Source organism: Pseudomonas hygromyciniae (assembly GCF_016925675.1).
GTDB lineage: Bacteria > Pseudomonadota > Gammaproteobacteria > Pseudomonadales > Pseudomonadaceae > Aquipseudomonas > Aquipseudomonas hygromyciniae.
Map to the genome: position 1 here is coordinate 823,287 of NZ_CP070506.1, position 13,189 is coordinate 836,475.

Below are 13,189 nucleotides of genomic sequence, written 5' to 3' on the forward strand. Positions count from 1 at the left end.
TTGTGGCGAGGGGGCTTGTCCCCCTGTTGGGCTGCGCAGCAGCCCCAAACCCAGCCCCCTAGGTCTCCCTGAAAAAACTCAGTGGTCTTGCTTGACTGGGGCTGCTTCGCAGCCCAACGGGGGACAAGCCCCCTCGCCACAAAAAGCCTCCTCTCCACAAAAGCCCGCGCACAACGCTTAAGCCATTTGGAACCTGCGATCAGCTCTGGGCTTGCTCCACCAACCAGTCGATCAGCGCCTTGAGCCGTTTGGGCAGGGTTTCGTGCGCGGGATGGACCAGGTAGTAACCGTAGTTGACCGCCTCCCTGAACCCGCCGAAGGGCAGCACCAACTCGCCATCCTGCACGCGTTTGCGCACCAGCTGTTCGCGACCGATGGCTACGCCCGCATGGTTGATCGCCGCAAGGGTGCTCAAGTCGGAGCGGTCGAAGGTCATAAAGCGGTCTGGCAATGGGCTGCTGTCGCCCACCGCATCCAGCCATAAACGCCATTCAGCATCGAACGAGATGTTGTCCCACGCCGCCACATCGTGCAGCACCGTGCACTGTGCCAGGCGTTCCGGGTGCCCCATCAGGCCATGGGCCTGGGCATATTGCGGGCTGCACACCGGGGCAATCCGCTCGGGCATCAGGCGGATACTTTCCAGGCCCGGATGCTCGCCGTTGGAGTAGCACAGCACCAGGTCGATGCGGCGGGTGCGATAGTCGATGGGTTCGTTGCCGACCCGCACATCCAGTTGAATCCCGGGATAGCGTGCGGTGAAGTCGGCCAGCCTGGGCACCAGCCAGCATTGCGCGACGGAAGGCCTTGCGTAGAAGCACAGCTGGCCTTCGATCTGGCTGTCGGAACGTTCTTGCACCGCCTCGGACAGGGTATCCATGGTGTGCTGCATGACCTTGAAAATCCGCTCGCCGTCATCGGTCAGGTCGACCTTGCGGGGCAAGCGATGGAACAGCTTGAGCGACAGATCCTCTTCAAGGCGGGCGATGCGGTGGCTGACCGCGCTGGCGGTCAGGCACAGCTCGTCGGCGGCGCGGGCAAAGCTGAGGTGGCGGGCGGCGACCAGGAACGTATGCAGGTTGGACAGGTGGGCGCCGTTAAGCTTGGGCGCTTTGCTCAGGCCAGGTACTGCCATGTGTTTATCCCTCTTCGCGTCGACCGCCGGCGATCAACGATGGGTTGTGGTTTGCAGCGCACGCCCCTTGTCCAGGTAAGTGGCGTACTCCTCGGTAGGGACCATGCTGCCGCCGGTTCCCCAGATCAAGTGGGTGGCATTGGCCAACCGCGCTGGCGTGACGCCAATGCGCTGCAAATACTGCGCGTCCTTGAGTACCCGCACAATGCCAGGTGCGCCGGCCAGGGCCGAAGGTTCGAGTTTTACCCCTTCAAGTTCGTGGGCGAGGAACATCAGGCGATAGAGTTCTTCATCGGTGACGGTGTAGTAACCATCGATCAGGCGCTGCATCGCCCGCCCGACGAAACCAGAGGGGCGGCCCACGGCCAGGCCGTCAGCGGCGGTGACATTATCGATGCCGAAGTCCTGCACACTCACCTGGTCGTGCAGCCCGGTATACACACCGAGCAGCATGCACGGCGAGTGGGTGGGTTCGGCAAACACACAATGCACGGCATCGCCAAACGCCAGCTTCAAACCAAACGCCACGCCGCCAGGGCCGCCGCCAACACCGCAGGGCAGGTACACGAACAGCGGATGTTCGGTGTCCACCAGCACGCCCGCGACTTCAAATTGCCGGGCCAGGCGCTCGGCGGCCACGGCGTAGCCGAGGAACAGGTGGGGCGAATTTTCGTCATCGATGAAATAGCAGGCCGGATCGTTTTCGGCCTGCAGGCGGCCGCTTTCTACGGCAACGCTGTAGTCGGATGCGTACTCGACCACGGTCACGCCGCTGGCGCGCAGTTTGTCCTTCTTCCATTGGCGGGCATCCGACGACATATGCACCGTGGCCTGGAAGCCCAGCATGGCGCTCATGATGCCGATGGACAGGCCCAGGTTGCCGGTGGAACCCACGGCGATTTTGTACTGGCTGAAAAACGCCAGTGCGCGTTCGCTGGCCAAGGTCTCGTAGTTGTCGTCGAGGGTGATCAAACCCGCTTGCAAGGCCAGGTCTTCAGCATGCTTGAGCACCTCATGGATACCGCCACGGGCCTTGATCGAACCGGAGATCGGCAAGTCGCTGTCTTTTTTCAGCCACAGCGCGCCGCTGTCGGGCAGGGCGGCCTCGTTCAAGAGCGCTTGCTGCAATGCCTTCAGCGGTTGGATCGCCGACTCGATGATACCGCCCGCTGCCGCAGTCTCAGGGAACACCTTGGCCAGATAGGGCGCGAAGCGCAGCAGGCGTGCGCTGGCATCTTTTACATCGGCCAGGGTCAGGCCCACATCCCCAAGTGCCAGAGCGGCCGGGGCGATTGCGGGGTTGAACCAGCTGACCTGCTCCAGCGCGACCAATGGCTGGATAACGGGATGGCTTGCATACCAGGCGTCTAGGGTTTTGCCTTGAATCATGGGAACTGCCTTTGAGGTGGGGTTCATCATACAAACCGCGAAAGAATCAGGGTAAAGACCAGGGCCGCCACCGAGGCGAGCACGGTGGCGCCGGTGAATTTCTTGAGGGCTTCGGAGAGGGAGATCCCCAGGTACTCTTTTACGACCCAGAACGCCGAGTCCGTCACGTGGGTCCAGCCGATGGCGCCGGCACCGATGGCGATCACCAGAATCTCGGGGCTGTATTGCGGGTTCTGTCCGAGGATCGGCAGCACCATGCCGGCGGTGCTGATCATGGCCACCGTGGCCGAGCCGACGGCGAAGTGCATCAAGCCGGCGATCAACCACGCGAGGAGGATCGGGTTGATGTTGGACTGGCCCAGCACATCCGCCAGGACTTTGCCGATGCCGCTGCCGACCAGCATGTCGTTGAATGCGCCGCCGGCACCGATCACCAGCAGAATGCCGGCCAACGGCGGGAAGCAGCGGTGGGTCAGGTTAAGCAGGTCGCCCATGCCCAGCCCACGGCGCAGGCCCAGGGACCAGTAGGCAAAGCAAATCGACAGTACGAGCGCAATCAGCGGGTTGCCTATAAAGGACACCCACTCAAACGCCATCGAGCCTTTGCTCAGCAACGGGGCGGTCAGGGTTTTGCCCACCATCAGCGCCAAGGGCAATAGCACGGTGATCATCGCAATCGCGAAGCTGGGCGTTTGGCTGTCGTCGATATTCCCTTCGCCACGCTCGGCCAGAAACTGAGCCTGACTGGCAGGCGCCTGCCGCGCGTAGGTGAGCTTGACCCAGATCGGCCCGGCAATCACCGCCGTGGGCAGGCCGACGATCAAACCGTAGAGAATCACCTTGCCGATATCGGCATTGAGCATGCCGGTAATGGCCGTGGCGGCGGGGTGCGGCGGCAGGATGCAGTGCACCACCATCAGCGAGGTCGCCAGCGGCACGCCCAGGTACAACAGGTTGATCCGAGTCTGACGGGCGACGACATAAATCAGCGGGATCAGCAGGACAAATCCCACCTCGAAAAACACCGGAATCCCGGCAATAAAGCCCACCAGCATCATCGCCCACGCAGCGTTCTGCTCACCCAGCAACCGCAACAGCGTGGTCGCAATGCGTTTGGCACCGCCAGATTCTTCCAGCAACTTGCCGAGGATACTGCCCAGCCCAATGATGCCGGCAAGAAAGCCGAGCGTGCTGCCCATGCCCTTCTCAAAGGCCGAGACAATGGCGGTTGGCGTCATTCCCGTACCGACGCCCACCAGCAGGCTGGCGGCGATCAGGGCCAGGAACGGATGGACACGACATTTGCCGATCAGCACGACAATCAACAGGATTGACGCGCCAAGAACCAATAGAGAAAAGGTAGGGGACATGGGTGGGTCTGCTCCATCGCAGTTATTGTTAGTTGTTTGCGATGGATTAGATTTCAGGCCTATGGCGCGGACAAACGATGATTCGTCAGGCGCTAGCTGAAGGCTGTTCACTTATGGTCAGCGGCTGCCGATTGCTCGACAATGCACGGCGCCTGCGCAATCGCCAGGTCCTTACAGGAGTTCGAACACTTGAAAGCCGCACTATTAACCGCATGCATTGCCCTGGTCTTGACGGGCTGCACCTTCACCGGCGTCAACGAAGTCGCCCCCGGCCAGTACATGATCACCAGCCACGGCAGCATCTTTAACTCCCGCGAAGGGTTGTTGGAGAACATCAACCAAAAAGCTGCCAAGGCCTGTGATGGCAAGCCTTACCATCTGGAGGGTGACGCTGGGGCCAATATGGTGGTTGCCACGCAGTCGCATCTTGGCAGCACGCCGACCACTGTTTTGGGGTTGAAGGCTGTGTGTGACTAGGCTGGCTGAACCACTGGAACTTGACGCTCATCCAGTGAAGCTCTGCGCTGTGCAACTCATAAAGGCGTGGTGAGTGAAAACGGAATACGCAACTCTTCGACAGGCCCTGCATCCCGGCCGCACATTTCGTCGTGCACGCATTGCTGCACCAGCACGCAAGGAAATGCCGGCACGGTCTGCAGCAAGTCCCGCAGGTGGGTGATTGAACGTAGGTGCATCGGCTTGGCCGCATCATCCAGCAAGGTGAACTGGCCGTGATCAAGGCGGATCCTTGCCAGGTAAAAACCACCTTCGAGTGACAGCAGCTCCAGCTCGTGTATTTCGCTGTTGGCCGCATGCTCGGTGAGGGTTTGCAGGTTCATGCGTCACTCCTTGCCTACCAGGGCAGGCGTTCTCCATCGTAGGAAAAGAAACCGCCGCTGTCGGCTGGCGTCAACTGGTCAATCAAGGTCAGCAATTGGGCTGCGGCGATGTCTGCCGGCCGGGCATTGGCGGCTGCGCTGAAAGGCTGCGACAACCCCGACACAACCGTGCCCGGGTGCAGACTGAGCAAGCGGACCTGCGGGCGAGTGCGCGCCAGTTCGATGGCGGCGGTCTTGACCAGCATGTTCAGCGCAGCCTTGGAGGCGCGATAGGCATACCAGCCGCCTAAGCGGTTGTCGCCAATGCTCCCGACCTTGGCCGAAAGAATCGCCATCGCTCCCCGCGGTTCGAGCAGCGGCAGAAAGTGACGCAACACCAATGCCGGTCCCAACGTGTTCACTTGAAACACGGCCTGCAGCGCTTCCGGCTCGATCGTGCTGAGGCTTTTTTCTGGCTTGATCCGGTCGCGATGGAGCAGGCCGGCAGCGTGTACGATCAGTTGATACGGCGCTTCGGCTGCCAGTTCGGCGGCGGCGCTGGCAATCGTTTCGGGTCGTTCAAGGTCCAACTCGGGAACGGTATGGCGCCCCAGTGCGCGAACCCCGGCACAGCGCGGGTCCTGTTTGAGCTGTTCGCAAAAAGCCGTGCCCAGGGCTCCACTGGCGCCGATCACCAGCGCGCGATAACCGTCGCCGAGGGAGGTCATGGTCCATGCGTGGTTCATTGGCCCGCTCCGGCGCCTTGGCGACGGAAGAACAACGTCACCTGGCCGACCTCGACCCCGAACTTGGACATACGGGTGCGGTTGATCAGCGTGTCCTCGTCCATCAAGTACATCCAGTCGTCCATGCTCATTTCGTAGATCGAGTCGCCGACCGGTAGGTTCAGGCGATAACGCCAGTGCAACGTGTTTCCAGCGACTTGGCCGTTAGCGACACCGACCACATCATCCGCACGCCCGATCCAACCCCCTTGGCCCGTGGGCGTGAGCACCCAGACGCGGCGTTGGCGGGTGCCGTCGCTGTACAGGAAGCGCTCGTCAAGAATCAGGTTGTTGCCCTCGCGCCGGCTGACGATGTTGACCTCGAAACGCTTGGCAACCTCACCGCTATGCTTCTGAAACATCCCCCAGGCTTTGACGGGCTGGCTGAAAAAACGCTCCAGATCCAATGTTGGTTGCTGATCGGCATAACGGGCGACATCCACACTGCCGCAGCTCGCGATGCTGAGGACCAGTACCAGTAACAGCAGAAATCGGGTCATTGGCTTACTCCCTGAAGGACACAGGTGATGAGGGGGAGGTTTCTAGCTATCGTCGTCCGATGAGCTGCAGGAACTCTTGCCGCGTCGTCGAACTATCACGGAACACGCCCAGCATCACGGACGAAGTCATGACCGAGTTCTGCTTCTCCACGCCGCGCATCATCATGCACATGTGCTTGGCTTCAATGACCACCGCCACACCGGCGGCACCGGTGATCTGCTCGATGGCCTCAGCAATCTGCCGGGTGAGGTTTTCCTGGATCTGCAGGCGACGCGCAAACATGTCAACCACTCGCGCGACCTTCGACAGCCCCAGTACCCTGCCAGTGGGTAGGTACGCCACATGCACTTTGCCGATAAAGGGCAGCATGTGGTGCTCACACAAGGAATAAAGCTCGATGTCGCTGACGATCACCATTTCATCGCTCTGGCACTCGAACAAGGCACCGTTGGTGACCTCTTCCAGGCTCAACGTGTAGCCATTGCACAGATACTGCATCGCTTTGGCGGCACGCTTCGGCGTATCCAACAGCCCCTCGCGCTCGGGGTTTTCACCGATGCCAACGAGAATTTCACGGTAATGGCTGGCTAATAGTGGGTTCATTCAAGTGTCTCGCGGCGATGCGGTGCGTGAGGGCCGATCCATAGCCAAGACTTATACCTAGCAAGGTGTCTTGTATAGGTTTTAATCAAGATAGGCTGAAAAAAATCACCTGACAATGAATCGACAATCTTTTTGTGCAGATGCGAAATTCTCACGTACACCTCGGATGAGGTTGCCCTGCGCTGTGATGTCCGTTTTTTGTGGGGGCAATCGAGTTTGAGGTATTGACTGTACAAAATAAGTATTTGGTATAACTTTCAAGGACGCTTATTGAGTCACATTGAGGGCTTCGCATGTCCAGGCAGACGAGCCGTTTAATCCGCCAGGCTATCTGTTTTGTTCTGATGCTCCAGAGCGCAGAACTATTTGCTGACTGGCGCGAGGCTGTTCCCAATGCTCGTCGGCTGGGGTACGGGGAGATGCGCGTATTCGGGTTTGCCGTTTACAACGCGCAATTCTGGAGCTCACGCCTCACTGCCGATGGAACGCTGGATGCCGATGCGCCTTTCGCACTGGAGCTGACCTATAGTCGCGCTATCAGTCGCGATGACCTGGTCGAGGCCAGCATCAAAGAAATCCGTCGCCTGTCGCCCAATACTCAGAACTCAGAGCTGATGGCCCGCTGGGAGGCGGAGATGTTCCAGGCGTTTGTCGATGTACGTGCGGGTGACCAGATCACCGGAGTTTATATGCCGGGAGAGGGCGCACGGTTTTATGTTGGAAAGAGACTTCAGCATGTGGTGAGGGATGTTGAGTTCGCTAAAGCGTTTTTTGCTATATGGCTTGATCCTCGGACACGTAATCCGGAGTTGCGGGCGCGGTTGTTGGGGGTGGGGGAGCGGTGAGACAGTTAAGGGCCTGCGTAGTGGGTAATGCCAGTCAGTTAAGCGGTCATCCCCTTCTGTAGGAGCGAGCTTGCTCGCGAAAAACGTCAACGATAACGCGTGCTTACTGAATGAATGCGGCGTCTGTAAGTTTTTCGTCGGAACGCCACCCGGAGACGCTCCTACAAAAAAAGCCTTAACGGACTGGCATTATGCGTAGTGGGCGGCTTTTGATAGCCACCGACACCCAGTTGTGCTCAGGTATTTGGGCATGGAGCACGGCTTAGCCGAGTGATTCGTCAAAGTAATCGCTATCAAGCCTAGGTACCTTGTAAATCTGCGAGCTAATGCCCACCTCGTGGTCGAGCATCAGATTGACCAGGCGCTTGCCGTCGACCAGCACCAACCCCTCGACCGAGCGCGCGAAGTCAACGGCCTGGGCAGTGAAGCCGGAAGTAGTGATGAATACACCGCGTTTGGCTTTCTGCCCGGCCAGGGCGCCATAAAACCCTTGCAGGTCGGGGCGGCCGACGGTGCTCTGCCAGCGTTTGGCCTGCACGTAGACTTTTTCCAGCCCCAGCGCGTCCAGCGAGATCACGCCGTCAATGCCGCCGTCGCCACTACCGCCAACCTGCTGCAGCGCCTGACGGTTCGCGCCGTAGCCCAAGCTGTGCAGTACGTCGAGCACGATATGCTCGAAGCGCGTTGGGCTCGCTTGCAGCAGGCTGTCCAGCAGGTCCCCCGCGACGCTGGTACGCAGTTCGAGGATGGCTTGGTTCAGGCGTTCCTGCGGGCTGCTAGTGGCGAGGTCGGTCTGGGCAATTGGCGTTGACGTGTCGTTGCTTTCATCCAGCGAGGCGGCATCTGGTGCTGTTTTCAGCTTCACGCTCATGAAGTTCACAGCTAGATGCTCGACCTGTTCTGCGCTCAACGGGGCTGGGTTGGCCTGAGCGAATGCGCGGCCGGTGTCGGTTAGCTGCCAGTAGCCACGCTTGGCGCTGCTGGAATAGCCAGCGCGCTTGAGCCGATCATGTGCCCAGCCTGAACGGTTCTTGTAGGTGGCCTGGCCACTGGTGATGGTCTCCTGCCGCTGTGCCTCGCTCAGGCCTAATGCCTGTGCGGCCGCTTCGTGGGCCTCACCTGCCGTCGAGCCCTCCGGGTGGGCGGCGAGAAAACGCAGGATGGGCTCGATGAACTGGTCGTAGGTCGGGACGGACATGGTTCGTTTCTTCCTGATGAAAGGCTTAGCTGGGCGTAGCAACTCGACGCCCGCGCTCTGCCTTAGGCGTGGCGGCGCGTTGGGCTTTGATGCGCTCCAGCAATACGCTGGCCGGTTCGTCGTTCGGGTCTTGCGACACTAGTTCGCCACGGAATGTCTTGGCGAGGATGCTTTGAGTTAGGTGTTTGATATGGCTTTTGGCCATTTTGACCTTGGTTTCCAGTTGGTCGGCGAGGGTGAAGAGTTGCTCAACACGGCGGACGATTTCAGTTTGTTCCTCCATTGATGGCAAGCAAATAGTGATCTCTCTCACCTTTTCCAGATTTAGGTTTGGTTGAGCACCGCCTACAGCCTGCTTCCTGATTTCCTCGTAGTTTTCTTGTAGCCGTATTTTTATAAAGTCTTTTTTTGCGAGCGTTTCATTAACGCTGATCGCCGCGCATGCTTGATTGCAAGTCGCTTCAATTTTTAGCTCCGTAACCTGGCCTCTAGTTTTGCCCTCACCATACATTGCCATTAATAATGTACCGGGTTTATATAGCTTAAGCGTGCAATCCTTGAGTGCAAGCTTGGTCACAAATTGTTCGGCCCCGCTACAAAATTTGGTGCCAGTTAGTGCGCTAGTAATCCAAGGAATATCCCCATCCTCCCAGTATTCAGCTTGGCCCCGCTTAGGTGTTTTTCCTGTGGAAACAGCGCAAACTTTTCCAATTGTTGTCACATTAAAGTCTGCGTATTTACCGCGCCACTCCTCCGTCAAACGCCCGGAAACCGCCTCGGCGAGAATGGATTGGCGGAAGCGCTTGAGCAGTGCAGGGATGCCGTCGATACGGGCTTTCAGGGTATCGACCTGAGCCAGCAGTTCGTCGAGCTTGGCGGTGATGCGGGTTTGCTCAGCAGCCGGCGGTACCGGCACTAAATAACTCTCTACAAATTGCTTGGGCACCCGACGCAGACCAACAGCGCCAGTCATGTTTTCTGCGCCCCCACGTAGAAAGTCGTAGCTCTTGACCAAGGCCAGTAGATACTTGGCCGATACTCCGTCGCAGCAAGGCCGGAGCACGAAGAACTCACTGCTTCCGGCTCCCACACCGTTAGGCAAACCGTCAACAAAGGCCGCTTTGCCGTTCTCAAAACACGGAGTGACCTTGGCAAAAATTACGTCTCCGTCTTTAAAGTTTGTGTAAGCCTTCTTAATTTCGCCCCACGGACGCTCATCGAAACGCAGCTTGTCGCGAAAGGTGGTGGGGGCGTGGGACATAGGTACAAACCCAGCGACGGTTTCATCATCGAATGCTTGCTTTGGGTTCAGGTCGGCCAAGTCACCAATGCACGCTTTGGCCCACCCGTTTGGCAATTCACTCATCCCCATTCTCCTGAGCCACTGCCAACCCCATCACCTCAGCCATCAACTGCTTCTGCGCCACCACTTCATCCCCCGCCCCCAGCGCCTTCATCAGCTCTTCCAGCTCACGCAGTGCCTCGATCAATTCAGCCATCGCCTCACCCGCCAGTACTTCCGGAGCGGGCAGGTCGGCGGCATCCAGGCTGCTGTTGTCTTTTAGCCAACTGATGTCCAGCGAGTCACTCCGCTCGTTGCGGATGTAATCCCGGGTAAAGCTGCGGAAGCGGCTGGTTTCACCGATACCTTCGACGTTCTCGGCGCGTGGGCTTTCGCCGTCGGGGGTGTCGCCATAGACGTCCTCGAACGGTTTGAGGTGCGTGGGGCCGAAGGGCGTGCGCTTGCCGAAGCTGGGCATGTTGCTGCGCAGGTCATAGATCCACACGCGCTTGGTGCAACCCTCCTCCTGGCGCGGGTTTTCTACGGTGCCCTTCTGAAAGAACAGTACGTTGGTCTTCACACCCTGTGCGTAGAAGATGCCAGTAGGCAGGCGCAGGATGGTGTGCAGATTGCATTTGTCCATCAGGTCGCGACGCACGTCGGTACCAACGCCGGCCTCGAACAGCACGTTATCCGGCAGCACCACGGCGGCGCGGCCGCCTGGCTTGAGGCCACGGTAGATGTGCTGGAGAAAGGCCAACTGTTTGTTACTGGTGCGGTACGTGAGGTCATCACGAGTCGGGCCACCGCCACCCTTGGCCGTGCCAAACGGTGGGTTGGAGAGGATGACGTCGACCTTGGGTAAGTTGGCCCCGGTCTGACCTAGGGCGTTGCCCAAGTGCACCACGCCTTCTTCGTCGCCTTCCATGCCATGCAGCAGTGTGTTCATTAGTGCCAGACGGCGAGTGCCGGGCACCAACTCTACGCCAACAAAGGCGCGATTGCGCTGGAATGCCTGGGCTTTGGCGTCGAGGTCGTAGTAATCGTCGGTTCGACTTTTGATATAGGCGTCAGCAGCGATCAAAAAGCCCGCAGTACCGGCGGCCGGGTCTTGTATGGTCTCGCCCGGCTGCGGCTTGATGCAGCGGATGATACTGTCGATCAGCGGCCGAGGGGTGAAGTACTGGCCGGCCCCGGATTTGGTCTCGCTGGCGTTTTTTTCCAGCAGGCCTTCATAAAGATCGCCGAGGCCGTCTTGGCGGGCGCTGAACCAGTCGATGCCGTCGAGGCTCTTGATCAACTGCTCGAGGTGGCGCGGTTCCTTGAGGCGAGTCTGAGCGTCGGCGTAGATGGCGGCGATCAGAGGGTCAGGGTTTTTGCCAAGGTCCAGCAGCATCTGCCGGTAGTGGTCGAGCAGGTTGAGACCGGACTTGCCGGCCAAGTCTGGCCATCGCGCGCCTGCGGGCAGCTTGTGGCCGAAGCTGTCGTTGTTCTGCACCTGTTCGTATTCCATCTTGATGAACAGCAGCAGCACGAGCTCGGTGACGTAGTCGCTGTAGTTGATGCCGTCGTCGCGCAGGACGTCGCAGAGGTTCCAGAGTTTCTGGACGATGTCGGAGTTGGTCATGGGGTACCTATGGCAAAAATGTGTAAAGCGCCGAGTAGTGCTGGGCGCGAAGGCGTGGTTGTCTGGGCTCAATCGTCTGAGGAGCGTTGTTCAGCCTTTAGCCCTCGGCCGACTGCGGTCAGGCGATAGCGTTGCTTGCTGCTGTTGGGCTTGTCTGGAATGGTCATCTCTACCACGCCAAGCGCCAATAGCGGGGCCAAAACCTGCTCGCGGAACTTGCTGCGGTTGCTGCGCCCGACGAAGGTCATTAGCTCAGACGCAGCGTGTTCGCCTGCCATCCGGAGCAGCAGCATAACCTGCTCCTCCTGCAAGGGCGGGCCTGTTTCGGCTTCTTTTCCTTCGGATGCCGACTCGATCCCTGCTTGGTCCCGACTTGGTCCCGACTTAGTCCCTGCTTGGTCCCTGCTGGGTCCCGAAAGAGTCCCGCTTTCAACGGCCCGCTGAATAATCACCCTGAACTGGTTGCCCTGCCGGTCATCGTCCAGCGTGATCATTGGCCAGGCGTCGATCGCGCGAGGGATGCCCGTACCCAAGCCGCGATAGGGGAGGATGTGTACAGCATGGGAGGTGAGCGTCGGATTACGACGGTTGGACAGGCCAAATCGAATTTTCTCGGTGTCGAGCACGTCAGGCAGGTGCCCGGGGCTGATCAGTTCGATGCGATCGGCGAAGATCATGATCCGGATGGAGGCGCTGACAAAGTAGTCGCGGTGGATCAAGGCATTGACCAGCAGTTCTTCAAACACCTCCTCCGGCACTTCCAACTGGCCGAGGCTATTGAAGCCCTGCTGGCACTGCACGTGGTGTAGGTTGCGCTTTATGAAGGCAAGGCTGCGTCGGTACTGCTCCTGCAGATTGCCGTCGATATCTTCGCTGTCTAGATAGTGGCGGTCATGCAGAACCGTGCCCGGAAACGCCACGGCCTTGATATCGAACGCCGGGCACAGGCGTTGTGGCGCTTGGCCGAAGAGCAGCAAACCGGCCAAATTGGGGGTGCCGCTACTGGCGAGACCAAGATTTTCCAGGATGCGGGCGGTTTCCAAACCTGTCTGTTCGGGGTTCTGCCGAAAGCGTTTTTGGAAGTAAACGCCAAGCGCTTTGGCGTCGATATCTGCCAAGCTGCTGCCCGCGACCGGTACCGCATCGGCGCACACCAGCCCGGCCTGCTGGAACAAACGCTGCAGTTCTTCACGGGCTGTGACACGGCGCTTGTCGGCGCCGTTCTTTACCCAGATGCGACCCTGGTTGTCGACATAGGGTTTATTCAGTCCTTGTTCAACTGTCACCACCATGATCAGCCCGTGCTCGGTCTGAAGGTTGCAGGACAGCGGATTGATGGCTGGGCGGACGTTCTGCGATGCCGCATTGGAGAGCAACTGATTGAGCCGCCCAACGTCGGCGCCACTCAAACCGCTCACCGCGCCGGAGTCGTCTACGCCAATCAACAGATGGCCGCCGGATGTATTGGCGAACGCCACCAACTCGGCTGCCAAGGCATCGATATTGCTGAAATCGCGCTTGAACTGATGGCGACTGTCCTCACCGCGGGCAAGGATCTGATGAAGCTCGGCAAGGGTCATTAAGCGTCTCTAGCTATGGCGGTCGATAAGTCGTGCAGCAAGGGGCATTATCCCTC

General features: G+C 59.2%; 13 protein-coding genes. 2 read left to right on the forward strand and 11 right to left on the reverse strand.

Annotated features, from left to right (window positions below; translation table 11 throughout):
- Nucleotides 1–199: 199 nt before the first annotated feature.
- Genes dsdC through JTY93_RS03470 form a run of 3 tightly spaced genes read right to left on the reverse strand, consistent with a single transcriptional unit; the run spans nucleotide 200 to nucleotide 3,894 of the window.
- Nucleotides 200–1,135 (reverse strand): DNA-binding transcriptional regulator DsdC, encoded by a 936-nt coding sequence (dsdC, locus tag JTY93_RS03460; RefSeq protein WP_205476600.1) that lies wholly within the window; start codon nucleotides 1,133–1,135, stop codon nucleotides 200–202.
- 33 nt (nucleotides 1,136–1,168) lie between these two features.
- Nucleotides 1,169–2,524 (reverse strand): D-serine ammonia-lyase, encoded by a 1,356-nt coding sequence (dsdA, locus tag JTY93_RS03465; protein ID WP_205476601.1) that lies wholly within the window; start codon nucleotides 2,522–2,524, stop codon nucleotides 1,169–1,171.
- A gap of 26 nt (nucleotides 2,525–2,550) precedes the next feature.
- The gene (locus JTY93_RS03470) at nucleotides 2,551–3,894 is read right to left on the reverse strand and encodes a GntT/GntP/DsdX family permease (RefSeq protein WP_205476602.1); all 1,344 of its coding nucleotides are present in this window, start codon (nucleotides 3,892–3,894) and stop codon (nucleotides 2,551–2,553) included.
- 189 nt (nucleotides 3,895–4,083) lie between these two features.
- On the opposite strand from JTY93_RS03470, the gene JTY93_RS03475 reads away from it, so the two are divergent.
- Entirely contained in the window at nucleotides 4,084–4,371 is a 288-nt protein-coding gene (locus tag JTY93_RS03475) for a hypothetical protein (RefSeq protein ID WP_205476603.1), read from the forward strand.
- Nucleotides 4,372–4,427: 56 nt separating this feature from the next.
- Here the strand turns inward: JTY93_RS03475 and JTY93_RS03480 are convergent, their stop codons facing one another.
- Genes JTY93_RS03480 through folE form a run of 4 tightly spaced genes read right to left on the reverse strand, consistent with a single transcriptional unit; the run spans nucleotide 4,428 to nucleotide 6,601 of the window.
- A complete protein-coding gene (locus tag JTY93_RS03480) occupies nucleotides 4,428–4,733 on the reverse strand; it encodes a DUF6482 family protein (RefSeq protein ID WP_205476604.1) in 306 nt (101 codons plus the stop codon).
- A gap of 14 nt (nucleotides 4,734–4,747) precedes the next feature.
- Nucleotides 4,748–5,458: an SDR family NAD(P)-dependent oxidoreductase gene (locus JTY93_RS03485; protein WP_205476605.1), complete on the reverse strand. Its 711-nt coding sequence runs from the start codon at nucleotides 5,456–5,458 to the stop codon at nucleotides 4,748–4,750.
- Entirely contained in the window at nucleotides 5,455–5,997 is a 543-nt protein-coding gene (locus JTY93_RS03490; RefSeq protein ID WP_205476606.1) for a DUF3833 domain-containing protein, read from the reverse strand. The genes JTY93_RS03485 and JTY93_RS03490 overlap by 4 nt, the downstream gene beginning before the upstream one ends.
- 46 nt (nucleotides 5,998–6,043) lie before the next feature.
- Entirely contained in the window at nucleotides 6,044–6,601 is a 558-nt protein-coding gene (gene folE, locus JTY93_RS03495; RefSeq protein ID WP_205476607.1) for a GTP cyclohydrolase I FolE, read from the reverse strand.
- Nucleotides 6,602–6,894: 293 nt separating this feature from the next.
- On the opposite strand from folE, the gene JTY93_RS03500 reads away from it, so the two are divergent.
- Nucleotides 6,895–7,446 (forward strand): chalcone isomerase family protein, encoded by a 552-nt coding sequence (locus JTY93_RS03500; protein ID WP_205476608.1) that lies wholly within the window; start codon nucleotides 6,895–6,897, stop codon nucleotides 7,444–7,446.
- Between the two features lie 262 nt (nucleotides 7,447–7,708).
- Here the strand turns inward: JTY93_RS03500 and JTY93_RS03505 are convergent, their stop codons facing one another.
- From JTY93_RS03505 to JTY93_RS03520, 4 genes are all read right to left on the reverse strand, one after another.
- Nucleotides 7,709–8,644, reverse strand: a complete 936-nt coding sequence (locus JTY93_RS03505; protein ID WP_205476609.1) for a restriction endonuclease — start codon at nucleotides 8,642–8,644, stop codon at nucleotides 7,709–7,711.
- Between the two features lie 25 nt (nucleotides 8,645–8,669).
- The gene (locus tag JTY93_RS03510; protein ID WP_205476610.1) at nucleotides 8,670–10,010 is read right to left on the reverse strand and encodes a restriction endonuclease subunit S; all 1,341 of its coding nucleotides are present in this window, start codon (nucleotides 10,008–10,010) and stop codon (nucleotides 8,670–8,672) included.
- Nucleotides 10,003–11,553 carry a class I SAM-dependent DNA methyltransferase gene (locus JTY93_RS03515; RefSeq protein WP_205476611.1) on the reverse strand — a complete coding sequence of 517 codons (1,551 nt, stop codon included), beginning with the start codon at nucleotides 11,551–11,553 and terminating at the stop codon, nucleotides 10,003–10,005. Before JTY93_RS03515 ends, JTY93_RS03510 begins: the two co-directional genes overlap by 8 nt.
- Before the next feature lie 68 nt (nucleotides 11,554–11,621).
- A complete protein-coding gene (locus tag JTY93_RS03520) occupies nucleotides 11,622–13,133 on the reverse strand; it encodes an RNA/DNA-binding domain-containing protein (RefSeq protein WP_205476612.1) in 1,512 nt (503 codons plus the stop codon).
- Between the last annotated feature and the right edge of the window lie 56 nt (nucleotides 13,134–13,189).

Excerpts from the sequence above, each read along its gene's own strand:
- JTY93_RS03485 (WP_205476605.1), bottom strand. The coding sequence starts at position 5,458 with ATGAACCACGCATGGACCATGACCTCCCTCGGCGACGGTTATCGCGCG.
- folE (WP_205476607.1), bottom strand. The coding sequence starts at position 6,601 with ATGAACCCACTATTAGCCAGCCATTACCGTGAAATTCTCGTTGGCATC.
- JTY93_RS03470 (WP_205476602.1), bottom strand. The coding sequence starts at position 3,894 with ATGTCCCCTACCTTTTCTCTATTGGTTCTTGGCGCGTCAATCCTGTTG.
- JTY93_RS03490 (WP_205476606.1), bottom strand. The coding sequence starts at position 5,997 with ATGACCCGATTTCTGCTGTTACTGGTACTGGTCCTCAGCATCGCGAGC.
- dsdC (WP_205476600.1), bottom strand. The coding sequence starts at position 1,135 with ATGGCAGTACCTGGCCTGAGCAAAGCGCCCAAGCTTAACGGCGCCCAC.
- JTY93_RS03500 (WP_205476608.1), top strand. The coding sequence starts at position 6,895 with ATGTCCAGGCAGACGAGCCGTTTAATCCGCCAGGCTATCTGTTTTGTT.
- JTY93_RS03480 (WP_205476604.1), bottom strand. The coding sequence starts at position 4,733 with ATGAACCTGCAAACCCTCACCGAGCATGCGGCCAACAGCGAAATACAC.
- JTY93_RS03515 (WP_205476611.1), bottom strand. The coding sequence starts at position 11,553 with ATGACCAACTCCGACATCGTCCAGAAACTCTGGAACCTCTGCGACGTC.
- JTY93_RS03505 (WP_205476609.1), bottom strand. The coding sequence starts at position 8,644 with ATGTCCGTCCCGACCTACGACCAGTTCATCGAGCCCATCCTGCGTTTT.
- JTY93_RS03510 (WP_205476610.1), bottom strand. The coding sequence starts at position 10,010 with ATGAGTGAATTGCCAAACGGGTGGGCCAAAGCGTGCATTGGTGACTTG.
- JTY93_RS03520 (WP_205476612.1), bottom strand. The coding sequence starts at position 13,133 with ATGACCCTTGCCGAGCTTCATCAGATCCTTGCCCGCGGTGAGGACAGT.
- dsdA (WP_205476601.1), bottom strand. The coding sequence starts at position 2,524 with ATGATTCAAGGCAAAACCCTAGACGCCTGGTATGCAAGCCATCCCGTT.